This window comes from Piscinibacter sp. PDB1-1 (genome assembly GCF_056675995.1).
The window spans coordinates 283,557-307,983 of sequence record NZ_JBWVZJ010000001.1 but is presented as its reverse complement, the minus strand read 5'-3'; the positions used below and the strand labels follow the sequence as shown (position 1 = coordinate 307,983).

22 protein-coding genes and 1 tRNA gene are annotated in these 24,427 nt (G+C 63.4%); 13 read left to right on the top strand and 10 right to left on the bottom strand.

Translation table 11 applies throughout. The annotated features are described in order from the left end of the window. The first annotated feature begins 1 nt into the window (after position 1). The 3 genes from AC1KAR_RS01380 (at position 2) to AC1KAR_RS01370 (ending at position 983) form a co-directional block, all read left to right on the top strand. Complete coding sequence (locus AC1KAR_RS01380) at positions 2-376, top strand: integration host factor subunit alpha (RefSeq protein WP_480313961.1); 375 nt, start codon at positions 2-4, stop codon at positions 374-376. A gap of 34 nt (positions 377-410) precedes the next feature. Continuing rightward, positions 411-863, top strand: coding sequence for a MerR family transcriptional regulator (locus tag AC1KAR_RS01375; protein WP_480317713.1), 453 nt, complete (start codon positions 411-413; stop codon positions 861-863). Positions 864-906: 43 nt separating this feature from the next. After that, positions 907-983, top strand: a tRNA-Pro gene (locus tag AC1KAR_RS01370). 46 nt (positions 984-1,029) lie between these two features. On the opposite strand, the gene AC1KAR_RS01365 is transcribed toward AC1KAR_RS01370, so the two are convergent. From AC1KAR_RS01365 to AC1KAR_RS01355, 3 genes are all read right to left on the bottom strand, one after another. Then, entirely contained in the window at positions 1,030-2,100 is a 1,071-nt protein-coding gene (locus tag AC1KAR_RS01365; protein ID WP_480313959.1) for a CaiB/BaiF CoA transferase family protein, read from the bottom strand. Beyond that, entirely contained in the window at positions 2,097-3,242 is a 1,146-nt protein-coding gene (locus AC1KAR_RS01360) for an acyl-CoA dehydrogenase family protein (protein WP_480313957.1), read from the bottom strand. The genes AC1KAR_RS01365 and AC1KAR_RS01360 overlap by 4 nt, the downstream gene beginning before the upstream one ends. Positions 3,243-3,430: 188 nt before the next feature. Continuing rightward, positions 3,431-5,890 (bottom strand): sodium-translocating pyrophosphatase, encoded by a 2,460-nt coding sequence (locus AC1KAR_RS01355; RefSeq protein WP_480313955.1) that lies wholly within the window; start codon positions 5,888-5,890, stop codon positions 3,431-3,433. Positions 5,891-6,139: 249 nt separating this feature from the next. Between AC1KAR_RS01355 and ppa the strand changes: the two genes are divergently transcribed. Then, complete coding sequence (gene ppa / locus AC1KAR_RS01350; RefSeq protein WP_480313953.1) at positions 6,140-6,676, top strand: inorganic diphosphatase; 537 nt, start codon at positions 6,140-6,142, stop codon at positions 6,674-6,676. 167 nt (positions 6,677-6,843) lie between these two features. Further along, complete coding sequence (locus AC1KAR_RS01345) at positions 6,844-9,573, top strand: M16 family metallopeptidase (protein ID WP_480313951.1); 2,730 nt, start codon at positions 6,844-6,846, stop codon at positions 9,571-9,573. Here the strand turns inward: AC1KAR_RS01345 and AC1KAR_RS01340 are convergent. Continuing rightward, positions 9,563-10,732 carry a GNAT family N-acetyltransferase gene (locus AC1KAR_RS01340; protein WP_480313949.1) on the bottom strand — a complete coding sequence of 390 codons (1,170 nt, stop codon included), beginning with the start codon at positions 10,730-10,732 and terminating at the stop codon, positions 9,563-9,565. The two genes, AC1KAR_RS01345 and AC1KAR_RS01340, sit on opposite strands and share 11 nt — an antisense overlap. Between AC1KAR_RS01340 and AC1KAR_RS01335 the strand changes: the two genes are divergently transcribed. Together AC1KAR_RS01335 and AC1KAR_RS01330 are read left to right on the top strand one after the other, a co-directional pair. After that, the gene (locus AC1KAR_RS01335; protein ID WP_480313947.1) at positions 10,733-12,406 is read left to right on the top strand and encodes an NAD+ synthase; all 1,674 of its coding nucleotides are present in this window, start codon (positions 10,733-10,735) and stop codon (positions 12,404-12,406) included. Between the two features lie 35 nt (positions 12,407-12,441). Further along, the gene (locus AC1KAR_RS01330; protein ID WP_480313945.1) at positions 12,442-12,780 is read left to right on the top strand and encodes a P-II family nitrogen regulator; all 339 of its coding nucleotides are present in this window, start codon (positions 12,442-12,444) and stop codon (positions 12,778-12,780) included. 70 nt (positions 12,781-12,850) lie between these two features. On the opposite strand, the gene AC1KAR_RS01325 is transcribed toward AC1KAR_RS01330, so the two are convergent. From AC1KAR_RS01325 to AC1KAR_RS01300, 6 genes are read right to left on the bottom strand one after another with little or no spacing between them, the layout of a single operon-like run. Further along, a complete protein-coding gene (locus AC1KAR_RS01325; protein ID WP_480313943.1) occupies positions 12,851-13,450 on the bottom strand; it encodes an LOG family protein in 600 nt (199 codons plus the stop codon). After that, positions 13,432-13,809 (bottom strand): diacylglycerol kinase, encoded by a 378-nt coding sequence (locus tag AC1KAR_RS01320; protein ID WP_480313941.1) that lies wholly within the window; start codon positions 13,807-13,809, stop codon positions 13,432-13,434. Before AC1KAR_RS01320 ends, AC1KAR_RS01325 begins: the two co-directional genes overlap by 19 nt. A gap of 32 nt (positions 13,810-13,841) precedes the next feature. Then, positions 13,842-14,342 (bottom strand): RDD family protein, encoded by a 501-nt coding sequence (locus AC1KAR_RS01315; protein ID WP_480313939.1) that lies wholly within the window; start codon positions 14,340-14,342, stop codon positions 13,842-13,844. A gap of 44 nt (positions 14,343-14,386) precedes the next feature. Beyond that, positions 14,387-15,163 (bottom strand): DUF3106 domain-containing protein, encoded by a 777-nt coding sequence (locus tag AC1KAR_RS01310; RefSeq protein ID WP_480313937.1) that lies wholly within the window; start codon positions 15,161-15,163, stop codon positions 14,387-14,389. An 11-nt stretch (positions 15,164-15,174) separates the two neighbouring features. Next, positions 15,175-15,630 carry a DUF3619 family protein gene (locus tag AC1KAR_RS01305; protein ID WP_480313936.1) on the bottom strand — a complete coding sequence of 152 codons (456 nt, stop codon included), beginning with the start codon at positions 15,628-15,630 and terminating at the stop codon, positions 15,175-15,177. Beyond that, positions 15,627-16,193, bottom strand: a complete 567-nt coding sequence (locus AC1KAR_RS01300; RefSeq protein ID WP_480313935.1) for an RNA polymerase sigma factor — start codon at positions 16,191-16,193, stop codon at positions 15,627-15,629. The genes AC1KAR_RS01305 and AC1KAR_RS01300 overlap by 4 nt, the downstream gene beginning before the upstream one ends. Positions 16,194-16,444: 251 nt before the next feature. Between AC1KAR_RS01300 and AC1KAR_RS01295 the strand changes: the two genes are divergently transcribed. The 6 genes from AC1KAR_RS01295 (at position 16,445) to AC1KAR_RS01270 (ending at position 24,351) form a co-directional block, all read left to right on the top strand. Then, positions 16,445-18,220 carry an acetolactate synthase 3 catalytic subunit gene (locus AC1KAR_RS01295; RefSeq protein ID WP_480313933.1) on the top strand — a complete coding sequence of 592 codons (1,776 nt, stop codon included), beginning with the start codon at positions 16,445-16,447 and terminating at the stop codon, positions 18,218-18,220. A 160-nt stretch (positions 18,221-18,380) separates the two neighbouring features. Then, on the top strand, positions 18,381-18,872 hold the full coding sequence (gene ilvN / locus AC1KAR_RS01290; protein WP_480313931.1) for an acetolactate synthase small subunit: 492 nt from the start codon (positions 18,381-18,383) through the stop codon (positions 18,870-18,872). Positions 18,873-18,918: 46 nt separating this feature from the next. Next, on the top strand, positions 18,919-19,935 hold the full coding sequence (gene ilvC / locus AC1KAR_RS01285) for a ketol-acid reductoisomerase (RefSeq protein ID WP_480313929.1): 1,017 nt from the start codon (positions 18,919-18,921) through the stop codon (positions 19,933-19,935). Between the two features lie 120 nt (positions 19,936-20,055). Next, complete coding sequence (pssA, locus tag AC1KAR_RS01280; RefSeq protein WP_480317711.1) at positions 20,056-20,880, top strand: CDP-diacylglycerol--serine O-phosphatidyltransferase; 825 nt, start codon at positions 20,056-20,058, stop codon at positions 20,878-20,880. A 188-nt stretch (positions 20,881-21,068) separates the two neighbouring features. Then, positions 21,069-22,766, top strand: coding sequence for a 2-isopropylmalate synthase (gene leuA, locus AC1KAR_RS01275; protein ID WP_480313927.1), 1,698 nt, complete (start codon positions 21,069-21,071; stop codon positions 22,764-22,766). A gap of 43 nt (positions 22,767-22,809) precedes the next feature. Next, a complete protein-coding gene (locus AC1KAR_RS01270) occupies positions 22,810-24,351 on the top strand; it encodes a 2-isopropylmalate synthase (protein WP_480313925.1) in 1,542 nt (513 codons plus the stop codon). Positions 24,352-24,427 lie beyond the last annotated feature (76 nt).

The window sequence follows — 24,427 nt, the reverse complement described above, 5'->3', positions numbered from 1 at the left end:
CATGACCACCAACCCACCAGACGAAAAACCGCCCGAGCGCATCGCGCTGTTGTCCACGCTGGAAACGCCCACCCTCACAAAGGCGGAACTCGCCGAGTTGCTCTTCGAGCGTCTCGGGCTGAACAAGCGGGAATCCAAGGACATGGTCGAAGCGTTCTTCGACATCATCCATGGAACGCTGGTTGCCGGGGATGATGTGAAGATGTCGGGCTTCGGCAACTTCAACATCCGGCGCAAAGCGCCCCGGCCCGGCCGGAACCCCCGGACGGGCGAAGCCATCCCGATCAAGGCGCGCAATGTCGTCACATTTCACGCCAGTCACAAACTTAAGGGGGTTGTTCAAGGCGACATCCCTTCGGGAGACGACTTCGAGTAAAGTCTAGCTTTCTCTCCCGATCTTATTGATTTACATGGAGAAAGCGCTTCCCGCCATCCCTGCCAAACGCTACTTCACCATAGGAGAAGTGAGCGATTTGTGCGGCGTGAAGCCGTATGTGCTGCGCTATTGGGAGCAAGAGTTCACGCAGCTCAAGCCCATGAAGCGCCGGGGCAATCGTCGCTACTACCAGCACCATGAGGTGCTGCTGATCCGCCGGATCCGCGAACTCCTGTACGAACAGGGGTTCACCATCAGCGGAGCGCGAAACCGGCTCACAGAACTCGTCCACTCACGCCACGAGATTGCCGCGCCTCACGACAGCAGGCCTGAGGATGCCGAGCTTGCCGACGAGATGGCCGCTGCCGCCGAGGAGCACGCGAAAGCCGATCTCGAGGTGCCAGTTCCCGAGGTCGTCACGACTGAGCTGTCCATGGTTCAGATGCGCCAGGAGTTGATTTCGATTCGCGGCTTGCTTGTCGTCTGAGGGGGCTGAAGCCTGGTTTCAGGCTATACTGCGCGGCTTACGTCGGGGTGTAGCGCAGCCTGGTAGCGCACTTGCATGGGGTGCAAGGGGTCGCGAGTTCGAATCCCGCCACCCCGACCAAGAAAAGTAAAAGCCCGGCACCGAAAGGTGCCGGGCTTTTTGCTTTTCAGAACTCGTGGTGACCCTCCGGCGAGTTCAGCGGGAGAAACCGAGGTGCCGGTGCAATGTCGGTCTCGCCGTTCTCTGTCCTGACGTGAACACCTCGTGCCGCCATGTGCGGGTGCGAGACCGCTTCGGCAAGCGTGAGCACGGGTGCGAAGCAGGCGTCCGTACCTTCGAGCAGCGCGCTCCAGTTCTCGCGGGGCTGGCTGCGAAAGTGAGTGGTGAAACGGGCCTTGAGGGCGGGCCAGGCGGATTTGTCGTGTTGTGCCGCGGGGTCCACGTCGGTCATGCCGAGCTTGGTCAGCAAGAGCGCGTAGAACTGGGGCTCCAGTGCGCCGAGGGTGATGAAGCCGCCGTCGGCACATTCGTAGGTGTCGTAGAACGGTGAATCGTGGAACGGGCTGGGTTCGTTGCCGTCGATCTGGCCTGCGGCCCGCACCCACTGCACCAACCCACCGAGCATGGCGACGATGTCGACAATGGCTGCGTCCACCACCCGTCCTCGGCCCGTGGCGCGCGCATCGAGCAGGGCGCAGACCATGCCGAACGCCAAGCCCAGCGCGCCCGCTGCATCGCCGACGACGGTGGGTGGAACGATGGGCGGCACGCCAGACCGTGCAGCCAGTGACAGGAGCCCGGTGAGCGCCACGTAGTTCAGGTCATGGCCGGCGGCGTGCGCGAGCGGCCCATGCTGGCCCCAACCGGTCATGCGCCCATAGACCAAGCGCGGGTTGCGTGCGGCGCAATCGTGCGGACCGAGGCCGAGTCGCTCCATGGCCCCGGGGCGGTTGCCTTCGATCAGCGCGTCGGCATCGACCAACAGGTCCAGCGCCTGCGCCCGGCCCGCTGGCGACTTGAGATCGATCACGAGGATGCGCTTGCCGCGACGCAGCGGGTTGGCTCCCGTGCCGCCGAGGCGCTCTGCGGTGGCCGACCCACCGGGGCGCACGATGGCAGTCACGTCAGCGCCCATGTCCGCGAGCATGCGTGCTGCCAGCGGGCCGGGCCCGATGCCTTCGAATTCGATGATGCGCACGCCCTGCAATGGCGCGCCGAGTGCCGCGGGCGCGTTCACAGAGAGCGCGAGATCAGGTCTTTCATGATCTCGTTCGAACCGCCGTAGATCTTCTGCACGCGCGACGCCGCATACATGCGCGCGATCGGATACTCCTCCATGAAACCGTAGCCACCGAAGAGCTGAAGGCATTCGTCGGTGACGCGGCATTGTTGTTCGGTACACCACCACTTCGCCATGTAGGCGGCCTGGTCGTCCAGCGTGCCGTCGACCAGGCGTTGTATGCAGTCGTTGACGAAGGTGCGGACGATGTGCGCCGCCGTCGCCACCTCGGCGAGCTTGAATCGCGTGTTCTGGAAGTCGAGCAAGGGTTGGCCGAAGGCCTTGCGCTGGCGTGTGTAGTCGACCGTCAACGCGAGCGCCTGCTCGATCACCGCTGCTGCCGGCACGGCGATGAGCATGCGTTCGTAGGGCAGTTGCCCCATGAGTTGCTTGAAGCCGTCGCCTTCCTGTTCGCCAATGAGGTGAGCTACCGGGGCACGTACGGCGTCGAAGAAGAGTTCGGCGGTATCGGACGCGTGCAGGCCGATCTTCTCCAGCACGCGTCCGACTCGGAAACCTGGCAAGGCATCGGTCTCCAGGACGATGAGGGAGAGCCCCTTGCTGCCGTTGTCGCTCGTTCGCGCAACAACGACGAGAAGGTTGCAGGTCGATCCGTTCGTGATGAAGGTCTTCGCGCCGTCAATCACGTAGTGATCGCCTTCGCGAACCGCTCTTGTTCGCAGGGCCTTGAGGTCCGAGCCAGCGCCTGGTTCGGTCATGGCAATGGCGGCGATCTTCTCGCCGCTGGCCAACTGAGGCAGCCATCGTTGCTTCTGGGGTTCGGTGCCGTAGGCCTCGATGTAGTGTGCAGCGATCGTGTGGACCGCGGTCGAAGGTGGCATCTCGGCGCGGGCCAGTTCGTCCTGCACCACCATCTGGTAGGCGAGGCTTGCGCCTGAGCCCCCATAGGCTTCGGCAAGTTCGGGCAGCAGGTAGCCCATCTCGCCGAACCTGCGCCACACCTCCCGCGGAACAAAGCCTTGACGGCGCCAGCCGTCGAGGCATGGAACCAGCTCGGCGCCGATGTAGCGGCGCAGTTGGTCTCGGAACGCCTCGATGGATTCGTCCATCCACGCGTGACGATGAAGTTGAGGCAGCATGCTGTCGGGTCCTCAGTGAAAGCCGGTGCGCGGCCCATCGCGATCCTAGTCTTCGTCGCTGGGCAGCGCGATGGTGGTTTGAACGGGGGAGGGTGGCCGTGACGGTCGGACCAGGAAAGAAAAAGGCCCAGGGCTTGCTCACCTGGGCCATCGATTCGGGGTGCCAGATTGGGTACTGGCTTTGCGCGCTATCGCAGCGAGACCTCCACGCGGCGCGCCTCGACATTGCTCCCGCCGGCTGTGGTGACTTCGGGCTTCTTCAACTCGATCTTGTCTTCGGGGACGCCGACGGCCTTCAGCGCATCACGCACGGCGAATGCGCGCAACTTGGCGAGCTCTTCGTTCTGAGCGGGGTCACCTGTGGCGTCGGTATACCCGCTGACCACGGCGGTCTTGCCTTCGCTGACGCTTCGGGCAACCTCTGCGAGAGCCCCTTCGGCGCCTGTGGCGACATCGTGCTTGCCGGTCGCGAAGTAGAACTTCACCACCCCGTCGACCACCTTGAACGACGCGACCTCCAAGAGGACGACGACCGGCGATGACGCGGGCGCAGCGTGCACAACGGCGTTGCCGCTGCCCGAGGCTGCGGGCAACAGCGGCACGATCAGCAGCGCGACGATGTTGATGATCTTGATCAGCGGGTTGACGGCCGGGCCAGCGGTGTCCTTGTAGGGGTCGCCCACGGTGTCGCCGGTGACGGCGGCCTTGTGCGCCTCGGAGCCCTTGCCGCCGTGGTGGCCGTCTTCGATGTACTTCTTGGCGTTGTCCCAGGCGCCGCCACCGGTGCACATCGAGATCGCGACGAACAGCCCGGTGACGATGGTGCCCATGAGCAGGCCGCCCAGAGCGGCGGGGCCGAGCAGCAAGCCGACGAGGATCGGAACGATCACTGGCAGCAGGCTGGGGACGATCATTTCCTTGATCGCCGCGCCAGTCAGCATGTCGACGGCCTTGCCGTACTCGGGCTTGCCGGTGCCGTCCATGATGCCTTTGATGTCGCGGAACTGGCGGCGGACTTCTTCTACCACCGCGCCCGCGGCCCGGCCCACGGCTTCCATGGCCATGGCGCCGAACAGGTAAGGGATCAGGCCGCCGATGAACAGGCCGACGATGACCTTCGGGTCGCTCAGATCGAAGCTCACGCTGATGCCGCGGCCTTCGAGCGAATGGGTGTAGTCGGCAAACAGCACCAGCGCGGCGAGGCCGGCCGAGCCGATGGCATAACCCTTGGTGACGGCCTTGGTGGTGTTGCCCACGGCGTCGAGCGGGTCGGTCACGTCGCGTACTTCCTTGGGCAGTTCGGCCATCTCGGCGATGCCGCCGGCGTTGTCGGTGATCGGGCCGTACGCATCGAGTGCGACCACGATGCCGGCCATGCTGAGCATCGAGGTGGCAGCGATGGCGATGCCGTAGAGGCCAGCGAGCCAGTACGAAACCAGGATCGCAATGCACACGAAGATCACGGGCCAGGCGGTGGAGCGCATCGAGACACCCAGGCCCGCGATGATGTTGGTGCCGTGGCCGGTGGTCGAGGCCTTCGCGATGTGCTGTACCGGCTTGTATTGCGTGCCGGTGTAGAACTCGGTGATCCAGACCATGGCGGCCGTGAGCACCAGGCCGACGATGCAGGTGCCGAAGAGCGCGCCGGCCGACACGATGGTGCCGCTGGCGAGCGCCGCGCCTTGCGGGAACATGGTGGTCGTGACGAAGTAGAAGGCGATCAACGACAGCACACCGGACACCGCCAGGCCCTTGTAGAGCGCGGGCATCACGTTCTTCATGCCCGGGGAGGCCTTGACGAAACTGCAGCCGATGATCGAGGCAATGATCGACACGGCGCCGAGCAGCAGCGGGTAGATCACGGCATTGAGGGTGGACGCTCCGCTGATCATCAGGGCGCCGAGCGCCATGGTGGCGATGAGCGTGACGGCGTAGGTCTCGAACAGGTCGGCCGCCATGCCGGCGCAGTCGCCCACGTTGTCGCCCACGTTGTCGGCGATCACGGCCGGGTTGCGGGGGTCGTCCTCAGGGATGCCGGCTTCGACCTTGCCGACCAGGTCGGCGCCCACGTCGGCGCCCTTGGTGAAGATGCCGCCGCCGAGCCGCGCAAAGATCGAGATGAGCGAGGCGCCGAATGCCAGGCCGAGCAGGGGCTTCAGCTGTGCGGCCAAGGGCGTGGCGGTGTTGGTGCCGTTGCCCGTGAGGTACTGGAAGAACAGCGTGACGCCCAGCAGCCCGAGGCCAACCACCAGCATGCCGGTGATGGCGCCGCCCTTGAAGGCGACATTGAGCGCCGGGGCAATGCCCTTGGTCGCGGCCTCGGCCGTGCGCACGTTGGCTTTCACAGAGACGTTCATGCCGATGAAGCCGCAGGCGCCCGAGAGCACGGCACCAAGCACGAAGCCGACGGCGGTGGTGAGATCAAGAAAGATGCCGATGAGCACGGCCAGAACCACGCCGACGATGGCGATGGTCTTGTACTGGCGGGCGAGATAAGCAGCGGCGCCTTGCTGAATGGCCGCGGCGATCTCCTGCATGCGCGCATTGCCCGCGCTCTGGCTCAGGATCCAGCTTCGCTGCACGAAGCCATACAACACTGCGGCCACGCCGCAGGCAAGCGCAAAGTACAGCGCCAAGTTCGTCGACATCGGTGGGACTCCTCGTTTCGTTGTTCACAACACAAAGGGAGAGAGACGAAGGCCCGTCGCTACTTCACCCGGCGTGCAGGTATGGGCGGGTCCGCGGGGCATGCTACGGGAAGGCCTGTGTCAAGGCAACGAACACCGCATGGTGTTTTCCAGCGGTTCCAGATCGGTGCGTTAGGGCGCGAAGGGCGGCCTGAAAGGCGCGGCTAAAATTCGGGTTTTCCCGCGCACTTATTACCGAGAAGAGACACCATGAGCCTGCACAACGTGACCCCCGGCGCCAAGGCGCCCGACCAGTTCAACGTCATCATCGAGATCCCGATGAATGCCGACCCGATCAAGTACGAAGTCGACAAGGAAAGCGGTGCGTTGTTCGTCGATCGGTTCATGACGACGGCCATGCACTACCCGTGCAACTACGGCTATGTGCCGCAGACGCTGTCGGACGATGGCGACCCGGTCGATGTGCTGGTCATCACGCCGTTCCCGCTCTCGCCTGGCGTGGTGGTCACCTGCCGACCGATCGGCGTGCTGAAGATGGAAGACGAAGCCGGTGGCGACAGCAAGCTGCTTGCCGTGCCGATCGACAAGGTGCTGCCGATCTACACGCACTGGCAGAAGCCGGAAGACATCAACCAGATGCGCCTGAAGGCGATCCAGCACTTCTTCGAGCACTACAAGGACCTCGAGGCCGGCAAGTGGGTGAAGGTCAAGGGCTGGGAAGGCCCGGAATCGGCCAAGGAAGAGATCCGCTCGGGCATCGAGGCCTACAAGAAGGCAGCAGCCTGATCGAGAGCTGAACGCGTCTGTGCGCATACTTTCGCGCACATGCATTCACGCAAAAGGGAGCTTCGGCTCCCTTTGTCGTTTCTGGGGATGCCGGCACGCATTGCGAAGGGAACTGCCGCACGGGGTCGGGCCTCTACACTGCCTCTTTGTCTTTCGGGATCAGTGTCATGCTGCTTCAGCTGCTTCGAATTCGGTGCGTGCTTGCGATGGTGGTTATGGCCGCCGTTGCTCCGATGGCGATGTCTCAGACACTGCCCGCCGGGATGACTCGCTTGCAGTCGGTCGAAGGAATCACCGAGTACAAGCTGTCGAACGGCCTGCAGGTCTTGCTGGTGCCGGATGGCTCCAAGCCGACCACCACGGTGAACATGACGTACCACGTGGGCTCCAGCAGCGAGAACTACGGTGAGACCGGCATGGCGCACCTGCTCGAGCACCTGATGTTCAAGGGCACGCCCACGCACCGCAATCTGCTCGGCGAGTTCTCCAAGCGCGGCCTGGCCGCGAATGGCACCACCTCGTACGACCGAACCAACTACTACGCCAGTTTCTCGAGCAATGACGACAACCTGAAGTGGTATCTCGACTGGCAGGCCGATGCGATGGTCAACAGCCTCATCGCACGCAAGGATCTCGACACCGAGATGACGGTGGTGCGCAACGAGATGGAGATGGGCGAAAACAGCCCGGAGCGCATCCTCTACGAGAAGACAGTCGCCGAGATGTACCAGTGGCACAACTACGGCAAGAGCACCATCGGCGCGCGAGCAGACGTGGAGAACGTCGACATCCCGCGCCTGCAGGCCTTCTACCGCGCGCACTACCAGCCCGACAACGCCACGCTGATCATCGCGGGCAAGTTCGACCAGGCCAAGGTACAGGGCTGGGTGGCAAAGTCCTTCGGAAAGATCAAGCGACCCACGCGCAAGCTGCCGGTGCGCTACACGCTCGACCCGGTGCAAGACGGCGACCGCGCCGTCAACCTGCGCCGTGCGGGCGGTGTGCCCGTGCTGATGGCGGCGTATCACATCATGCCGGCGGCTCATCCTGACTACGCGGCGATGGAAGTGCTGCAGCCGATCATGAGCGACAACCCCTCAGGTCGTCTGCACAAGCGACTGACGGCCAAGCAACTCGCCGCAGCCACCTTCGGTTTGACGCAGTCATTGGCTGACCCGGGATTCGTCATCTACGGCGCGCAACTCGCACCGGGGCAGGATGTGGAGGCTGCACGCAAGGAGCTCCTCGCCACGCTCGAGTCCGCGGCGCGCGAGCCCATCACCGACGAAGAGCTCAAGCGCGCACAAGCCCAATGGGCCAAGTCCTGGGAGCATGCGTTCTCCAACCCCGAGACGGTGGGTGTCGCATTGAGCGAGTCGGTGGCCATGGGTGACTGGCGCCTCTTCTTCCTGCTGCGAGACCGGGTCCGTGACCTCAAGCTCGCCGACGTGCAACGCGTGGCGGAGCAGTACCTGATTCCGTCGAACCGCACGCTGGGCACCTATTTGCCCACAGAGGCGCCGCTGCGCGCCCCGGCGCCGGCCAAGGTCGATGTGGCCGAGCAGATGAAGGCGTTCAAGCCCGCCGCTGCAGCGGCGGCCGTCGCTGCGTTCGATGCATCCCCGGCCAACATCGACAAGCTCACGCAGCGCTTCGACCTCGGGGGCTTGAAGGTGGCCGTTCTGCCCAAGCCGGCGCGCGGTGAAGCAGTGCATGCGGTTCTCACCCTCCACTACGGTGACGAGAAGAGCCTCTTCGGTCAGGGCGATGTTGGCGACATGGTGGCCGCGATGCTCGACAAGGGAACCGCGACACGCAGTCGCCAGCAGATCCAGGATCAGCTCGACGAACTCAAGACGCAGATGGGCGTGGGGGGCGGGCCGGGCAGCGTCACCATCGCACTGAATTCGAGGCGCGAGAGCCTGGCTGCGGCCATTGCGCTCGCGGCCGATCTGTTGCGAAACCCTTCGTTCCCCGCCGACGCGCTGGATGAATTGAAGCGCCAGGCCGTGGCCGATATCGAGCAGCAGCGCAAGGAGCCCGGCATGGTGGCCGACAACGCCTTGTCTCGCGCACGAAGCACCTACCCACGTGGTGACGTGCGCTATGTGGGTACCTTCGATGAGATGGTGAGCGACATGAATGCGATCACCGTCGACCAGTTGAAGGCCTTCCACAAGCGCTTCTATGGTGCTGGCCGGGCCGAGTTCGGGGCCGTCGGTGACATGGACGTGGCAGCAGTGCGTGCCGCGCTCGACAAGGGCTTCAACGGCTGGGCAAGTGCGCAGCCTTACACCCGCATCGCGATGCTGCTCGTGGCGGTGAAGGCGCAGCGCCTGCAATTGGCCACGCCGGACAAGCAGAACGCCACGATGCTCGTTCGCCAGAGCATGCCCCTGTCGGACGCCGATGCCGACTACCCGGCCCTGACGATGGCCAACTTCATGCTCGGCTCGGGCCAGCAATCGCGTTTGTGGAAGCGCATCCGTGAGACCGAAGGCTTGTCGTACGACGTCGGAAGCAGCGTGTCGTGGAGCAACCAGGACTCGAATTCGCTGTGGCAGGCCCACGCCATCTTCGCGCCGCAGAACCTTGCGAAGGTCGAAACGGCATTCAAGGAGGAAGTGGCTCGTGCGTTGAAAGAAGGCTTTACCGCGCAGGAGCTCGATGAAGGCAAGCATGGCCTGCTCGGCTATCGCCAACTGGCACGCGCACAAGACGGCAACCTGGCCGGTGCGCTCGCGAGCAACCTCGATCTCGGCCGCACCTTTGCGGTGTCGGCCCGGGTCGACGATGCCCTGGGCAAGCTGACTCTGGAACAGGTCAATGCGGCGCTGCGCACCTACGTCAAGCCGGAGGGCTTCACCAGTGCCGTTGCGGGCGACTTCAAGCCTTGAAGGGCTGGCGCTCGTTCAGTTCGTCGAGGTAGTTCGACACGCCGGCGCCTTCGCGGGCCAGGAAGTCGGCCACGGCCTCGGCGAACTGCGGGTGGTCGAGCCAGTGCGCCGACCACGTCTGCACCGGGAGAAGTCCTCGCGCCATCTTGTGCTCGCCCTGGGCACCACCTTCGAAGCGTTGATAGCCGTTGTCGATGCACCAGCTGAGAGGCTGGTAGTAGCAGGCCTCGAAGTGAAGGCAGGAGATGTGTTCCGTCGCGCCCCAGTAGCGGCCGTAAGCGGCGCGGCGCTCCGGGTCGATCGCGATCAGCGAGGCGGCGACCCGTTCGCCGCCGCGCCGCGCAATGAACAGCAGCCAGTTCCCCGGCATGGTCTGCGCCATGCGGCTGAAGAAGTCGCGCGTGAGGTAAGGCGACGAATGGTGATTGCGGTAGGTCAGGGCGTAGCAGCGGTAGAAGAAGTCCCAGTCGTCCGGGCCGATCTGCTCGCCTTGAAGGGCGCTGAATTGCACGCCTGACTCCTGCACGCGGCGGCGCTCCTGCTGGATCTTCTTGCGCTTTTCGCGTTGCAGGCTCGCGAGGAACTCCTCGAAGCTCGCATACGCCTGCGGCTGGCGGTTCATCCAGTGGAACTGCACCGTGCTGCGCATCATCCAGCCGGCCGCGCGCGCAGCTTCCTGGTCCGCTTCGTCGAGGAACAGGAGGTGGGCCGACGACAACTCGGCCTGGCGGCTGAACTGCGTCATCGCGTCGAGCAAGGCGAGCCGAGCCGTGCCATCGCGGGCCATCAGCCGCGGCCCTGGCACGGGCGTGAAAGGCACGGCACAGAGCAACTTGGGGTAGTAGCGCAGACCATGGCGTTGGTAGGCATCGGCCCACGCCCAGTCGAAGACGTACTCGCCGTAGGAGTGCGCCTTCAGGTAGACCGCGCAGGCGGCGACCAACTCTCCACCTTGGTGCACGGCCAGGAATTGCGGTGACCACCCCGTGCCTTGGGTGGCGCTACCTGACTCGTGCATCGCCACCAGGTACTCGTGCCGCATGAAGGGCGTGGCGCTGGGCTGATCTGCAAGCAGGGCGTTCCAGCTTCCGGCATCAATGTGAGCAGGGTGGTCGAAGACCCGAATGACATAATCTTTCGAGCCTTTTTCATCACGCATATGTCATCCAAACCACGGGTCAAAGTCGCACTCGCGCAGATCAATGCCACGGTGGGCGACCTGGCCGGGAACGCCCGCAAGATCATCGAGTTTTCGCGCCGCGCCCACGCGCAAGGAGCGCAGTTGGTGCTCTTGCCCGAGCTGGCCCTGTGCGGCTATCCGCCCGAAGACTTGCTGCTTCGCCCGGCCTTCATGCAGGCCTGCGCGACGAGCCTTGCCGAGTGCGCGCAGGCGCTGGCCGATCTGCCGGGTTTGCATGTAGTGGTGGGGCATCCGCATCAATGGGGTGAGCGCGGAGATGTTAGGTCGAAGTCGCATGCCGTGCAGCAGCGCTACAACGCGGCCTCGGTTCTCTCAGGGGGCAAGGTGCTGGCCACCTATGCCAAGCGCGAGCTGCCCAACTATCAGGTGTTCGACGAGCGACGCTATTTCGCGTCCGGCCGCGACGCCGGGCACGGTGCCGTCGTGTTCGACGTCGGTGGCATCAAGTTCGGGCTAAACATCTGCGAGGACGCATGGTTCGATGAACCGGCCCGCGCGGCCAAGGCGGCCGGCGCCCAAGTGCTTTGCGTGCTCAATGCATCGCCCTTCCATCTGGGCAAGGTGTCAGAGCGCGAAGAGCGCATGGGCGAGCGCGCACGCGACGTCGGCATGCCGGTGCTCTACGCGCACCTCACGGGTGGCCAGGATGAGGTCGTCTTCGACGGAGCGTCGTTTGCGCTCGATGCTCAGGGCCGCGTAGGCGCACGGGCTGCGTTCTTCGAAGAGGCCTTGCTGATGGTCGAGCTCGACGCGACCACCGTGAGCGGTGAGGTCGCGCCAGTGCCCGAGATCGAAGCCCAGGCCTGGGGCGCCCTCGTGACGGGCGTGCGCGACTACATCGGCAAGAACGGCTTCCCCGGCATCTTGCTGGGCCTGAGCGGCGGGATTGATTCCGCCTTGGTGCTCGCCGTGGCGGTCGATGCACTGGGCCCCGAACGGGTGCGCACCGTGATGATGCCTTCGCCCTATACCGCAGACATCTCATGGATCGATGCCCGAGACATGGCCGAGCGCCTGGGCGTGCGCTACGACGAGATATCGATCGTCCCGATGTTCGAGGAGTTCAAGCGCAGCCTGGCCCAGGAGTTCGCCGGTCTGAAAGAGGACGCGACCGAGGAGAACATCCAGGCGCGTATCCGGGGCACGCTGCTGATGGCGTTGTCGAACAAGTTCGGCTCGATCGTGCTGACCACGGGCAACAAGAGCGAGATGGCCACCGGCTACTGCACGCTGTATGGCGACATGGCCGGCGGTTTTGCCGTGATCAAGGACGTGGCCAAGACACTCGTCTACCGCCTGGCCACCTGGAAGAACGCGCAGGGCGAGGAGGTCATCCCGCAACGGATCATCACCCGCCCACCTTCGGCCGAATTGCGCCCCGACCAGACCGACCAGGACAGCTTGCCGCCGTACGAGGTGCTGGACGGAATCTTGCAGCGCTACATGGAAGACGACCAGAGCATCGAGGAGATCGTGGCCGCCGGATACGCACCTGCCGACGTCGAACGCGTGACTCACCTGATCAAAGTCAACGAGTACAAGCGGCGGCAGGCGCCGATCGGCATCCGGATAACCCACCGCGCCTTCGGGCGTGACTGGCGCTACCCGATCACTTCGAAGTTCCGCGCTTAAACTACGTTCATCTCATTCGCCCCTGGAGACCCGCCATGAAGCAGATCACCGCAATCGTGAAGCCGTTCAAACTCGAAGAGGTGCGCGAGGCGCTGGCGGATGTGGGCGTGACGGGCCTCACCGTCACCGAGGTCAAGGGTTTCGGGCGCCAGAAGGGCCACACCGAGCTCTACCGCGGTGCCGAGTACGTGGTCGACTTCCTGCCCAAGGTGAAGGTCGAGGTCGTCGTAAAGGACAGCGACGTCGAGCGCTGCATCGAGGCGGTAGTAAAGGCGGCCAAGACGGGCAAGATCGGCGACGGCAAGATCTTCGTGACGGCTGTCGAGCAGGTGGTTCGTATCCGTACCGGTGAGACCGACGAGGCTGCCGTCTGAAGCGGCCTCGATCGATCCAAGACAAAGGCCCGCTCGACGCGGGCCTTCTTGTTGATTGCTGCGGAACGCGTCAGATCCGGCCGTAGTCGTCGGGTGCAGAGGCCCGACATGCTTGTTCCCCAAGGCGGTGCAGCAGCTCGGCGGGGTCGCTCCCAGTCAGCAGCAGATCGCGCTGCGCCGGTTGCACGAAGCCATCGACAGTCGCCTTGTCCATGAACGCCAGCAGGCCGTCGTAGTACCCACCGGCATTGAGAAGGCCCAGGGGTTTGTCGTGGTAGCCGAGTTGGCGCCAAGTCCAGACCTCGAACAGTTCTTCGAAGGTGCCGATGCCGCCGGGCAGGGCGAGGAAGGCTTCTGCGCGCTCGGCCATCATTTGCTTGCGCTGGTGCATGGTCTCGACGACATGCAACTCGGCCAAGCCCTTGTGGCCGTGTTCGCGTTCCATCAAGGTGCTCGGGATCACGCCCACGACGCGCGCGCCAGCCGCGAGGGCCGCGTTGGCCACGGTGCCCATCAGGCCGGCGTTGCCGCCGCCGTAGACCAATTGCCACCCCATCTCACCGATCAGCGCGCCAACGCGGCTCGCGGCGGCTTGGAACTCAGGCTGTGCGCCAAGGCGCGAGCCGCAGTACACGCACAGGGTGAGTCGGCTCACAGGAATCGATTCCATAGCGCTGCACCCCACAGTCCGCCGCACAAGACCAGGGAGAGGAACACGGCGGCACTGGCCAGGTCCTTGGCGCGCTTGGAGAGGTCGTGCAGCTCGAACGACACGCGGTCGATGGCGGCTTCGATGCCCGAGTTGAGCAACTCGACAATCATGACCAGCAGCACCGCGCCGATCAGCATGCCCACCTCGACCCAGTTGGTACCGATCCAGAAGGCTGCCGGGATCATGAATACCGCGAGCCAGACTTCCTGGCGAAACGCGCTTTCACCCCGATACGCTGTCTTCAGCCCGTCGAACGAATAGCCCGTGGCGCGGCGGATGCGGTCCAGGCCCGTGCGCCCCTTGTATGGATTGCTCATGGGCGGCGATTGTGCCCTGGGCATTTGAAAGCCTACGGGCGGTGGCGGGGTTGCACCTTCTCGGTGATCAGGCGAGTACCGCAGATCAGGTCGTGCGGGAACTGGTGGTTTGGCAGCCAACGACTGATCAGTGCATAGGCGGCGACGCCAACGACCAGGCAACCCACCATCAGGCGAGGTTGGTCATGCATGTTCCACCCATTGGCCGTGGCCACGAGTAGCGCCGGCCCGAACCAGAGCCAGCTGGCGATGTAGCGAGCGATGGCGCGGCCGGCGCCGATCGAGTGACCATCCGCCGCCACCAACTTGATGTGCCATGTTTGCATCGGCAGTGTCTGACCCCGCTTCCACCAGAACCAAGTGAAGTAAGCACCGTAGAGCAGAAAGCTGAACACCCCGAGGATCAGGTCGCTCTGGCGTGAGTGCTGCTCGCCGGTGATGGCCACGAGTACCGCGCCCAACGCCCCCGGAATCAACAACATGCCGAAGAGGATGAGCCCTTCATACGTGAAGCTCGCCAAGCGGCGTCGCAAGCTGGGCACCTCCGCGAGGGCGGCGGGCGTGTACGCGGCGCCCGTCATTTGCGAGAGGAGGGCGCTTGCTGTGCAGGCTCGGTTGCCGAGCGCGCGGCGGCGCCCTGCGGGCCCCGCTTCGGAAGCAGCGTCGACTGGTCGACGAAGCCCGGCGAAGCCGCGATCTTGGGCAGGCCGGTCTGTTGGTGCGGAGGAGGGTTGGGTCGATTGGTGAGCAGGTTCGTGGTTGCACCTGGCCTTGCTTGCGAGACCGTGGGTGCGACCGCCTTGGGGCGGGGCGCGAAGGACGGGTTCGGTACGAGGTTGGACTTCGTGCCATCTGCATTGGAGGGCCGTTGCACACCGTGTTGCTTGCGTTGGGCCAGCGCCTCGCGCTGGTCTGGCGGCAGGGCTTGGTACGCCTCCCATCGGCTCTTGCGCTCCTGGGCCGGCACCTGCTGCGCCTCTTTGAAATTCATGCGTGCCTGGCCGCGCTCAGGCGGAGAAAGCCTGGCCCAGTCCTCCATGCGATTCTGGATGCGGGCCCGCTCGTCAGGTGGCATGTTGGGGAATCGCTTGGCGATATCGAGCCACTTGCTGCGGCGTTCGGCGTCGATGCTCCCCCATTCGCGCTCCAACGGCCGAAGCGCGTTTTTCTGGGCGGGGGTGAGCGTGTTCCAGGAAGCATCGGGTACGGGCTTCGCCGTCTGGCTCACCGCGGCCGGCTGCGCCTGAGCCATGGCGGGGAAGGCGCACCCCCCGGCAAGCACGAAGCTGCCGCAGGCCAGCAGGTGCAATGTCGATCTACGTCGGAAGGAAGGCGCGACCACGGGGTCAGGCATGGAGGGGCCGGTCAATCTTGGGGGGTCTTCAAGAACTCCAGGAACCCTGGATCGCTGTAGGCAGCAGGCGGAAGGTCGTCAGCCAGCAGCGACGCATCGATCTCCGCGGCGGCCGCGATCTGGTCGCTGTCGTGCAGCCCTTGGATCAGGATTAGGCCCGCAGCCAGAGCTACGAGAGGCACAAGCGCAGCCAGTTGCATCCACCAACCCGGCTTGCCGCTCGAACCCCGGCCTATCGAGAGTGAGCGCCCGTTGGACACGATCACGTCCACCTCGGCCGCTGTGGTGGATCGCGCCGCGCGGGCGCGAGAAAGCGCCTGCTCGCGGGCGAAGCGCAGGCGCTCGCTGACGTCGGCCGGCAGGCTGGCCGTGCGCTCGGTGAGCGCCGCGGTCAGCCGAAAGGCGAGGCGCGCCTCCTGGGCGTCCAGTTCGGCTGGGGCGTAGTTTCGAGGTTGGTAGGTGGTCATAGCTCAATTCCCTTTGCCTTCAGGGCGTCGGACAAGGCGTGCACTGCGCGCGAGCAATGGGTCTTGACGCTTCCCTCCGAGCAACCCATGACAGCAGCGGTTTCGGCGACATCGAGTTCCTCCCAGTAACGCAATAGAAACGCTTCCCGTTGACGAGTGGGCAACCGCGCCACTTCGGCATCGATGGTTAGCAGAATCTGAGCCCGGGAGACCGATTCGGCGGCACTTTCTGTGGCGCTTGACTCATTCTGAGTCTCCAGCGTTTCGAGGAGATCGAAGTCGCCGTCGTCATCCACTCGGTCGAAGTCGGAGAAATTCCTGACCACCGCATGACGGACTTTCTGCCGTCGAAACCAGTCCATGGTCGCGTTGGACAGGATTCGCTGGAAAATGAGGGGCAACTCGGCGGCAGGCCGGTCGCCATACTTCTCGGCCAGGCGGATCATCGAATCCTGGACGATGTCCAGCGCAGCATCTTCGTCTCGCACAGCGTAGGCCACACGCTTGAAAGCGCGCTTCTCTATGCTTTTCAGAAACTCGGAGAGCTCTTTGTCAGACGCCAAGAGGGTGTGCCTGCCGCGGCAAGCCGGTCAAAAACAGCCTTGATTATCGCACCGCGGCTGGTGTCGCACGGAGCAGAACGCACGCACGCAGCTATGCACCCTATAATGCTCGATTCCTATCATTTGGTCTGAATTCGGCTGCCCGACCTGGGTGCCCTGTTTCTTGACCCAGCAGGTACCACACCCGCCTCACGAGGGCGAGGAGAGGTGCACCAATGGTTTTTCGTTAGAGAAATTCACAAAGGTTCAACATGGACATGTCTGCCGCGGACATCAAGCGCGCCGCCACGGCGCAGCCGCAAAACTCCTCCTCCGCCGAGCCCAACGGCTCGGAAATCCTGGTCCGCTGCCTTCAGGCCGAAGGCGTCAAGTACCTCTGGGGCTACCCAGGTGGCGCGGTCCTCTATATCTACGACGCGCTCTACAAGCAAAACAGCATCGAGCACGTGCTCGTCCGCCACGAACAGGCGGCGGTACACGCTGCTGACGGCTATGCCCGCGCGACTGGTGACGTCGGCGTGGCGCTTGTCACCTCGGGCCCCGGGGTCACCAACGCCATCACGGGCATCGCCACGGCCTACATGGACTCGATCCCGATGGTGATCATCACCGGGCAGGTTCCAACGCCCGCGATCGGGCTGGATGCATTCCAGGAGTGCGACACCGTGGGCATCACCCGCCCCATCGTCAAGCACAACTTCCTCGTGAAGGATGTGCGGGACCTCGCGCTGACGCTGAAGAAGGCTTTTCACATCGCGCGCACTGGCCGGCCCGGGCCGGTGGTGGTGGACGTCCCGAAGGACGTGTCCCTCAAGACGACGCCGTTTCATTACCCGGCCACCGTCGAGATGCGCTCGTACAACCCGGCGCGCAAGGGCCATGGTGGGCAGATCCGCAAGGCCGTTCAGTTGCTGCTCTCGGCCAAGCGCCCGTACATCTACACAGGCGGCGGCGTGGTTCTGGGCAACGCCTCAGCTGAGTTGCGTGAACTGGCCGACCTGCTCGGCTATCCGTGCACCAACACGCTGATGGGGCTCGGTGCCATTCCGGCCAGCGATCCCAAGTTCCTCGGCATGCTCGGCATGCACGGCACGTACGAAGCCAACATGACAATGCAGAACTGCGACGTCCTGCTTGCCGTCGGTGCTCGCTTCGATGACCGGGTCATCGGCAATCCCAAGCATTTCGCCTCGGTCGAACGCAAGATCATCCACATCGACATCGACCCGTCTTCGATCTCCAAGCGCGTGAAGGTCGACATTCCGATCGTGGGTGACGTGAAGGATGTCTTGCAGGAGCTGATCGCCCAGATCAAGGAATCGCAAGCCAAGCCCGATGTCCAGGCTCTGTCGGCTTGGTGGGGCCAGGTCAACGAATGGCGCAAGCGCGAGTGCCTCAAGTACAAGAACAGCGCAGAAGTCATCAAGCCGCAGTACGTGGTCGAGACGCTGTGCGAGCTGACGCGCAACCGCGACACCTACATCACGTCGGATGTCGGCCAGCACCAGATGTGGGCTGCGCAGTTCTTCCGCTTCGAGGAGCCGCGCCGCTGGATCAACTCCGGCGGCCTGGGCACGATGGGCGTGGGCCTGCCGTACGCCATGGGCATCAAGCTCGCCAAGCCGGACTCCGACGTATTCTGCGTGACCGGCGAGGGCTCGATCCAGATGTGCATTCAGGAGCTTTCGACCTGTTTGCAATACAAGACGCCGGTGAAGGTCGTGTCGCTCAACAACCGCTACCTGGGCATGGTGCGGCAGTGGCAAGAGCTCGACTACGAAGGCCGCTACTCGCACAGCTACATGGACGCACTGCCCGACTTCGTGAAGCTCGCCGAGGCGTATGGCCATGTCGGCTTGCTGGTCGAGAAGCCTTCCGATGTCGAACCCGCTTTGCGCGAAGCCATCAAGCTCAAGGACCGGACCGTGTTCCTCGATATCCGCACCGACCCGACCGAGAACGTCTGGCCGATGGTGCAGGCGGGCAAGGGCATCAGTGAAATGCTGCTGGGTTCTGAAGACTTGTGACGTGCTGAACCGCTGGCAAGCGTGCGCGTTACCGCGCGCACCCGAACCCGGCGGAGAAGCCCCGATCTGCTTCAGCGAATTTTCTAAACCTTGATTCTGGAGAGCGCCGCCAAGGGGCGTTGGTTACCGCCAACGTTCTGAAGAGCGCGCATCAACCGATATGAAACACATCATTGCCCTGCTGCTCGAGAACGAGCCCGGCGCCTTGTCTCGCGTCGTTGCGCTGTTTTCTGCCCGCGGCTACAACATTGAAAGCCTCACAGTAGCGCCCACCGAGGATCCGTCTCTTTCGCGCATGACGATCGTGACCTCGGGTTCCGACGAGGTGATCGAACAGATCACCAAGCACCTGAACCGACTCATCGAAGTCGTGAAGGTCGTCGATCTGACCGAGGGCAGCTACACCGAGCGCGAGCTCATGCTGATCAAGGTGCGCGCCGTTGGCAAGGAGCGCGAGGAGATGAAGCGCATGGCCGACATCTTCCGTGGCCGCGTGATCGACGTTACCGAAAAAAGCTACACCATTGAATTGACCGGCGATGCCTCGAAGCTCGATGCCTTCATCGAAGCCATCGATCGCACCGCCATTCTGGAAACCGTACGCACCGGCACCAGCGGGATCGGTCGCGGCGAGCGCATCTTGCGCGCGTAAGTGACCCCCCGAAACCCCGCATTGAACTGATCCGAAGGAGATAGAGATGAAGGTTTACTACGACAAGGACGCCGACCTGAGCCTGGTCAAGGGCAAGAACGTCACGATCATTGGCTATGGCTCGCAAGGCCACGCTCATGCCCAGAACCTGAACGACAGCGGCGTGAAGGTCACGGTCGGTCTACGCAAGGGCGGTGCCTCTTGGAGCAAGGTCGAGAAGGCTGGCCTGAAGGTCGCCGAGATCGCCGAGGCTGTGAAGTCGGCAGACATCGTCATGTTGTTGCTGCCCGACGAGCAGATCGCATCGGTCTACAAGAACGACGTCGAACCGCACATCAAGCAAGGCGCCTCGCTCGCGTTCGCTCACGGTTTCAACGTGCACTACGGGCAGGTGATTCCTCGTGGCGACCTTGACGTCTGGATGGTTGCCCCCAAGGCGCCGGGCCACACGGTTCGTTCGACCTACAGCCAAGGTGGCGGTGTTCCTCACCTGATCGCCGTTCACGCCGACAAGACCGGCAAGGCGCGCGACCTGGCGCTGAGCTACGCTGCGGCCAATGGCGGCGGCAAGGCCGGCATCATCGAGACCAATTTCCGCGAAGAAACGGAAACTGACCTTTTCGGTGAGCAGGCTGTGCTGTGCGGTGGCGCTGTCGAACTCATCAAGGCAGGTTTCGAGACGCTGACCGAAGCCGGCTATGCGCCCGAGATGGCCTACTTCGAATGCCTGCACGAACTCAAGCTGATCGTCGACCTGATCTACGAAGGCGGCATTGCGAACATGAACTACTCGATCTCCAACAACGCCGAGTACGGTGAGTACGTCACCGGCCCGCGCGTGGTGACCGAAGACACCAAGAACGCAATGCGCCAGTGCCTGAAGGACATCCAGACCGGCGAATACGCGAAGAGCTTCATCCTCGAGAACAAGGCCGGTGCTCCCACGCTGTTGTCGCGCCGTCGCCTGACGGCCGAGCACCCGATCGAACAGGTCGGTGAGCAGCTTCGCGCGATGATGCCTTGGATCAAGAAGAATCGCCTGGTCGACCAGAGCAAGAACTGATCGACATTGGCCTGTCATCCAGGACTCGCCGCAAGGGCTTCCCTTGCGGCGTTTTTGTTTCGCGCTGCGGTATCCTTCGCCGCTTGCAAGCACCCGATCAACGTTTGGCACATGAATGACATGCACGATGGCGTCCAACCCGTTGCCGACGGAGATGATGCGCCTGCGCGCCCGCGGCGCAAGGGCATCTACATCCTGCCGAACCTCTTCACGCTTGCAGCCTTGTTCGGGGGCTTTTACGCGATCGTGATGGCGATGAACGGGCGCTTCGAGCAATCGGCCATCGGCATCTTCTGCGCGATGGTGCTCGACAGCCTCGATGGCCGCGTGGCACGTATGACGAACACGCAGAGCACGTTTGGCGAGCAGATGGACAGCCTGTCCGACATGGTCTCCTTCGGCGCGGCGCCGGCGCTGATCATCTACGAGTGGGCGCTCAAGGGCCTTGGCAAACTGGGTTGGATCGCGGCTTTTGTCTATTGCTCTTGTGCCGCCTTGCGACTCGCCCGCTTCAACACGAACCTCGCAGTGGTTGACAAGCGCTTCTTCCAGGGCTTGCCCAGCCCCGCAGCGGCAGCGCTCGTGATGGGTTTCATCTGGTTGATGGACGACTTGGGATTCAAAGTGGCCAACGAGGGCGAGTGGCTGCGCTGGACCGCGTTCGCGTTTGCGATGTACGCCGGCCTGACGATGGTGACCAACGTGCCGTTCTACAGCTTCAAGGACGTGAGCTTCAAGCGCACCGTTCCATTCATCGTCATCGTGGCCATCGCATTGGGCATTGCGGTGATCAACATCCATGCCCCTTCGGTGTTGTTCGGCCTGTTCTGCTTCTACGGTCTGTCGGGGTACGCCGTGTACGTCTGGAAGCGGGTCAAGGGCAGGCCGGTCAGCGTGATCGCGACCTCGACCGACGAGCCGGATGAAGAAGGGCTGCACCGCTGATATTCAGCGTGCTATATTCGCCGCCATGACGTTTTCGACCGCTTTCGCGCTAGCCCTACTAGAGGTGCCCCGGGCCCGCTGATCGTTCACGTCCATCGTTTTCGCTCCCAACGGCCCGTTTGCAACCAGCATCGGGCCGTTTCGCATTTTGGTTTGCTGGTTGCCGTTCAACTCTCTCAGGGATGATCATGTTGAAGCAACCACAGCAGAAGTACCGCCCGTTCGCTCCCATTGCCTTGCGCGATCGCACCTGGCCCGACGCCGTGCTGACGCAGGCCCCCGTCTGGCTCAGCACTGACCTGCGCGATGGCAACCAGGCGCTGATCGAGCCCATGGACATTTCGCGCAAGCTTTGCATGTTCGAGATGCTGCTGCGCGTGGGCTTCAAGGAGATCGAGGTCGGATTCCCTTCGGCCTCGCAGACGGAGTTCGATTTCCTGCGCACGCTCATCGAGCAAGATTTGGTGCCAGACGACGTGACGATCCAGGTCCTGACCCAGGCACGAGAGCCCCTGATTCGCCGAACCTTCGAGTCGTTGAAAGGCGCCAAGCGTGCGATCGTCCACCTCTACAACGCCACCGCGCCCGTGATGCGTGATGTCGTATTGGGTCTTGATCAGGATGGTGTGGTCGCCCTCGCGGTGGAGCATGCCCGCCTCATGAGCCAGCTCGCGTCCGAACAACCCGAGACCGAGTGGCGCTTCGAGTATTCGCCCGAGACGTTCTCCGACACCGAGCTCGAATTCTCCCGTCGCATCGTCGATGCGGTGACTGCCGTGTGGCAGCCCACACCCGAGCGCAAGTGCATCATCAACCTGCCCACCACCATCGAGCGCTCGACGCCGAACATCTTTGCCGACATGGTCGAGTGGATGCACCGGCATCTGGCACGCCGCGACAGCATCGTGCTCTCGGTGCACCCGCATAACGACCGCGGCACCGGCACCGCCACCGGTGAGCTGGCCTTGATGGCCGGTGCCGATCGCCTGGAAGGTTGCCTCTTCGGCAATGGCGAGCGCACCGGCAACCTCGACATCGTGAACGTCGCGCTCAATCTCTACACGCAAGGTGTGTCGCCGATGCTCGATTTCTCGGACATCGACGAAGTGCGCCGCTGCGTTGAGCACTGCAACCAGCTGCCCGTGCACCCGCGCCATCCCTACGTTGGCGACCTGGTCTACACATCGTTCTCGGGTTCGCACCAGGACGCGATCAAGAAGGCCTTCTCTGCAAGAAAGGAGGGCGACGTCTGGAACATGCCCTACCTGCCCATCGACCCGAAGGATCTCGGCCGCAGCTACGACGCGGTGATCCGCGTCAACAGCCAGTCCGGCAAGGGTGGCATCGCGTACCTGCTGGAGAATGAGTACGGCCTCGAGCTGCCGCGCCGTCTGCAGATCGAGTTCAGCCAGGTCGTGCAAGCCGTGATGGACGACACCGGCAAGGAGCAAACCGCCGCCGAGCTCTGGAGCATCTTCCAACGCGAGTACAGCGCGACTGGCGCGTGGGATGCGCAGATCGTGCATGCAAGCATCACGCCGCTGGCAGGCGGGCAGGTGAAGCTCTCGACGAGTGTGCATGTCGACGGCCACGGCATGCATGTCGAAGGGCAGGGCACCGGGCCGATCGAGGCCTTCGTCGAAGGTGTGAACCGCCAGCTCGCCAGCAAGGTCCGTGTGCTTGACTACCACGAGCATTCCATTGGCAGCGGCGCCGATGCGAAGGCGGTGGCCTACCTCGAGCTGCGCATCGGCGACGGCCTCACCCTCTTCGGCGTGGGCATCGATTCGAACATCGTCTCGGCGTCACTGAAAGCCATCACCTCCGGCCTGCAGCGTGCACGGCGGCAGGGCCGATTGCATTTCCCGCAGCCTGCGCTCGCCTAACATTGCAGACAACAGTTCGAACAGCCTACTGAGGAGTCCACCCATGACCGACAAGCTCATCATCTTCGACACCACCTTGCGCGATGGCGAGCAGTCGCCGGGTGCCTCGATGACCAAGGACGAGAAGCTGCGCATTGCGCGCCAACTGGAGCGACTGAAGGTCGACGTGATCGAGGCAGGTTTTGCCGCGTCTTCCAATGGTGATTTCGAAGCGGTGCGCGCGATTGCGCAGGCCATCAAGGACAGCACGGTTTGTTCGCTCGCCCGCGCCAACGACCGCGACATCTCGCGTGCAGCCGAGGCGCTCAAGGATGGCAACTCCACCCGAATCCACCTGTTCCTCGCGACCAGCGCGTTGCACATGGAGAAGAAGCTGCGCATGACACCCGACCAGGTGTTCGAGCAGGCCAGACTCTCCACCCGATTTGCGCGCAACCTGTCTGGCGATGTGGAGTTCTCGCCAGAAGACGGCTACCGTTCTGATCCCGACTTCCTTTGCCGCGTGCTCGAAGCCGTGATTGCCGAGGGGGCCACCACCATCAACATCCCCGACACCGTGGGCTACGCGATCCCGGAGCTCTACGGGAACTTCATCCTCGACCTGCGCCAACGCATTCCGAATTCGGAGAAGGCCGTCTGGTCTGTTCACTGCCACAACGACCTGGGGATGGCCGTCGCCAACTCGCTGGCGGGCGTGAAGATCGGTGGGGCGAGGCAGATCGAATGCACGATCAACGGCCTTGGCGAGCGCGCCGGCAACTGCGCGCTCGAAGAGATCGTGATGGCCGTACGTACGCGAAAGGACTACTTCGGGCTCTCGCTCGACATCGACACTTCGCAGATCGTGGCCGCCTCGCGGCTTGTTTCACAAACCACGGGCTTCGTGGTGCAGCCCAACAAGGCGGTGGTTGGTGCCAATGCCTTTGCGCACGCGTCGGGCATCCATCAGGACGGCGTTCTCAAGGCGCGCGATACCTACGAGATCATGCGCGCCGAGGATGTGGGCTGGACGGCCAACAAGATCGTGCTGGGCAAGCTCTCGGGGCGCAACGCGTTCAAGCAGCGCCTGCAAGACCTGGGCATCGAGATGCAGTCGGAGGCGGAAATCAACACCGCATTTGCCAAGTTCAAGGAGCTGGCTGACCGCAAGAGCGATATCTTTGACGAAGACATCCTGGCGTTGGTGATGGATGAATCCGTGACGGCTGAATCGGAGTTCTATCGCTTGCTCGCGCTGTCGCAGCAATCCGAGATGGGCGAACGGCCGCACGCCAAGGTCGCGTTCGCAGCGGGATCGGTAGAGCATCACTCAGAGAGCGACGGAAACGGGCCCGTCGATGCAAGCCTCAAGGCGATCGAGGCGAAGCTCCAGTCTGGCGCTGAAATGCTGCTCTATTCGGTCAATGCCATCACCTCCGGAAGCACAGAATCCCAGGGCGAGGTGACGGTCCGGCTGCAACATGGTGGCCGAGTCGTCAATGGCGTGGGCGCAGATCCAGACATCGTGGTGGCGTCTGCCAAGGCCTATCTCGCTGCGTTGAACAAGCTGCATAGCAAGAACGAGCGGGTGGCCGCCCAAGGGTGATCTTTGTCACAGACCTGACAAGGCCATTGCCGGACTTGAGGAAAACCACGCAAGTTTTTGATCTTGCGTGGTTTTT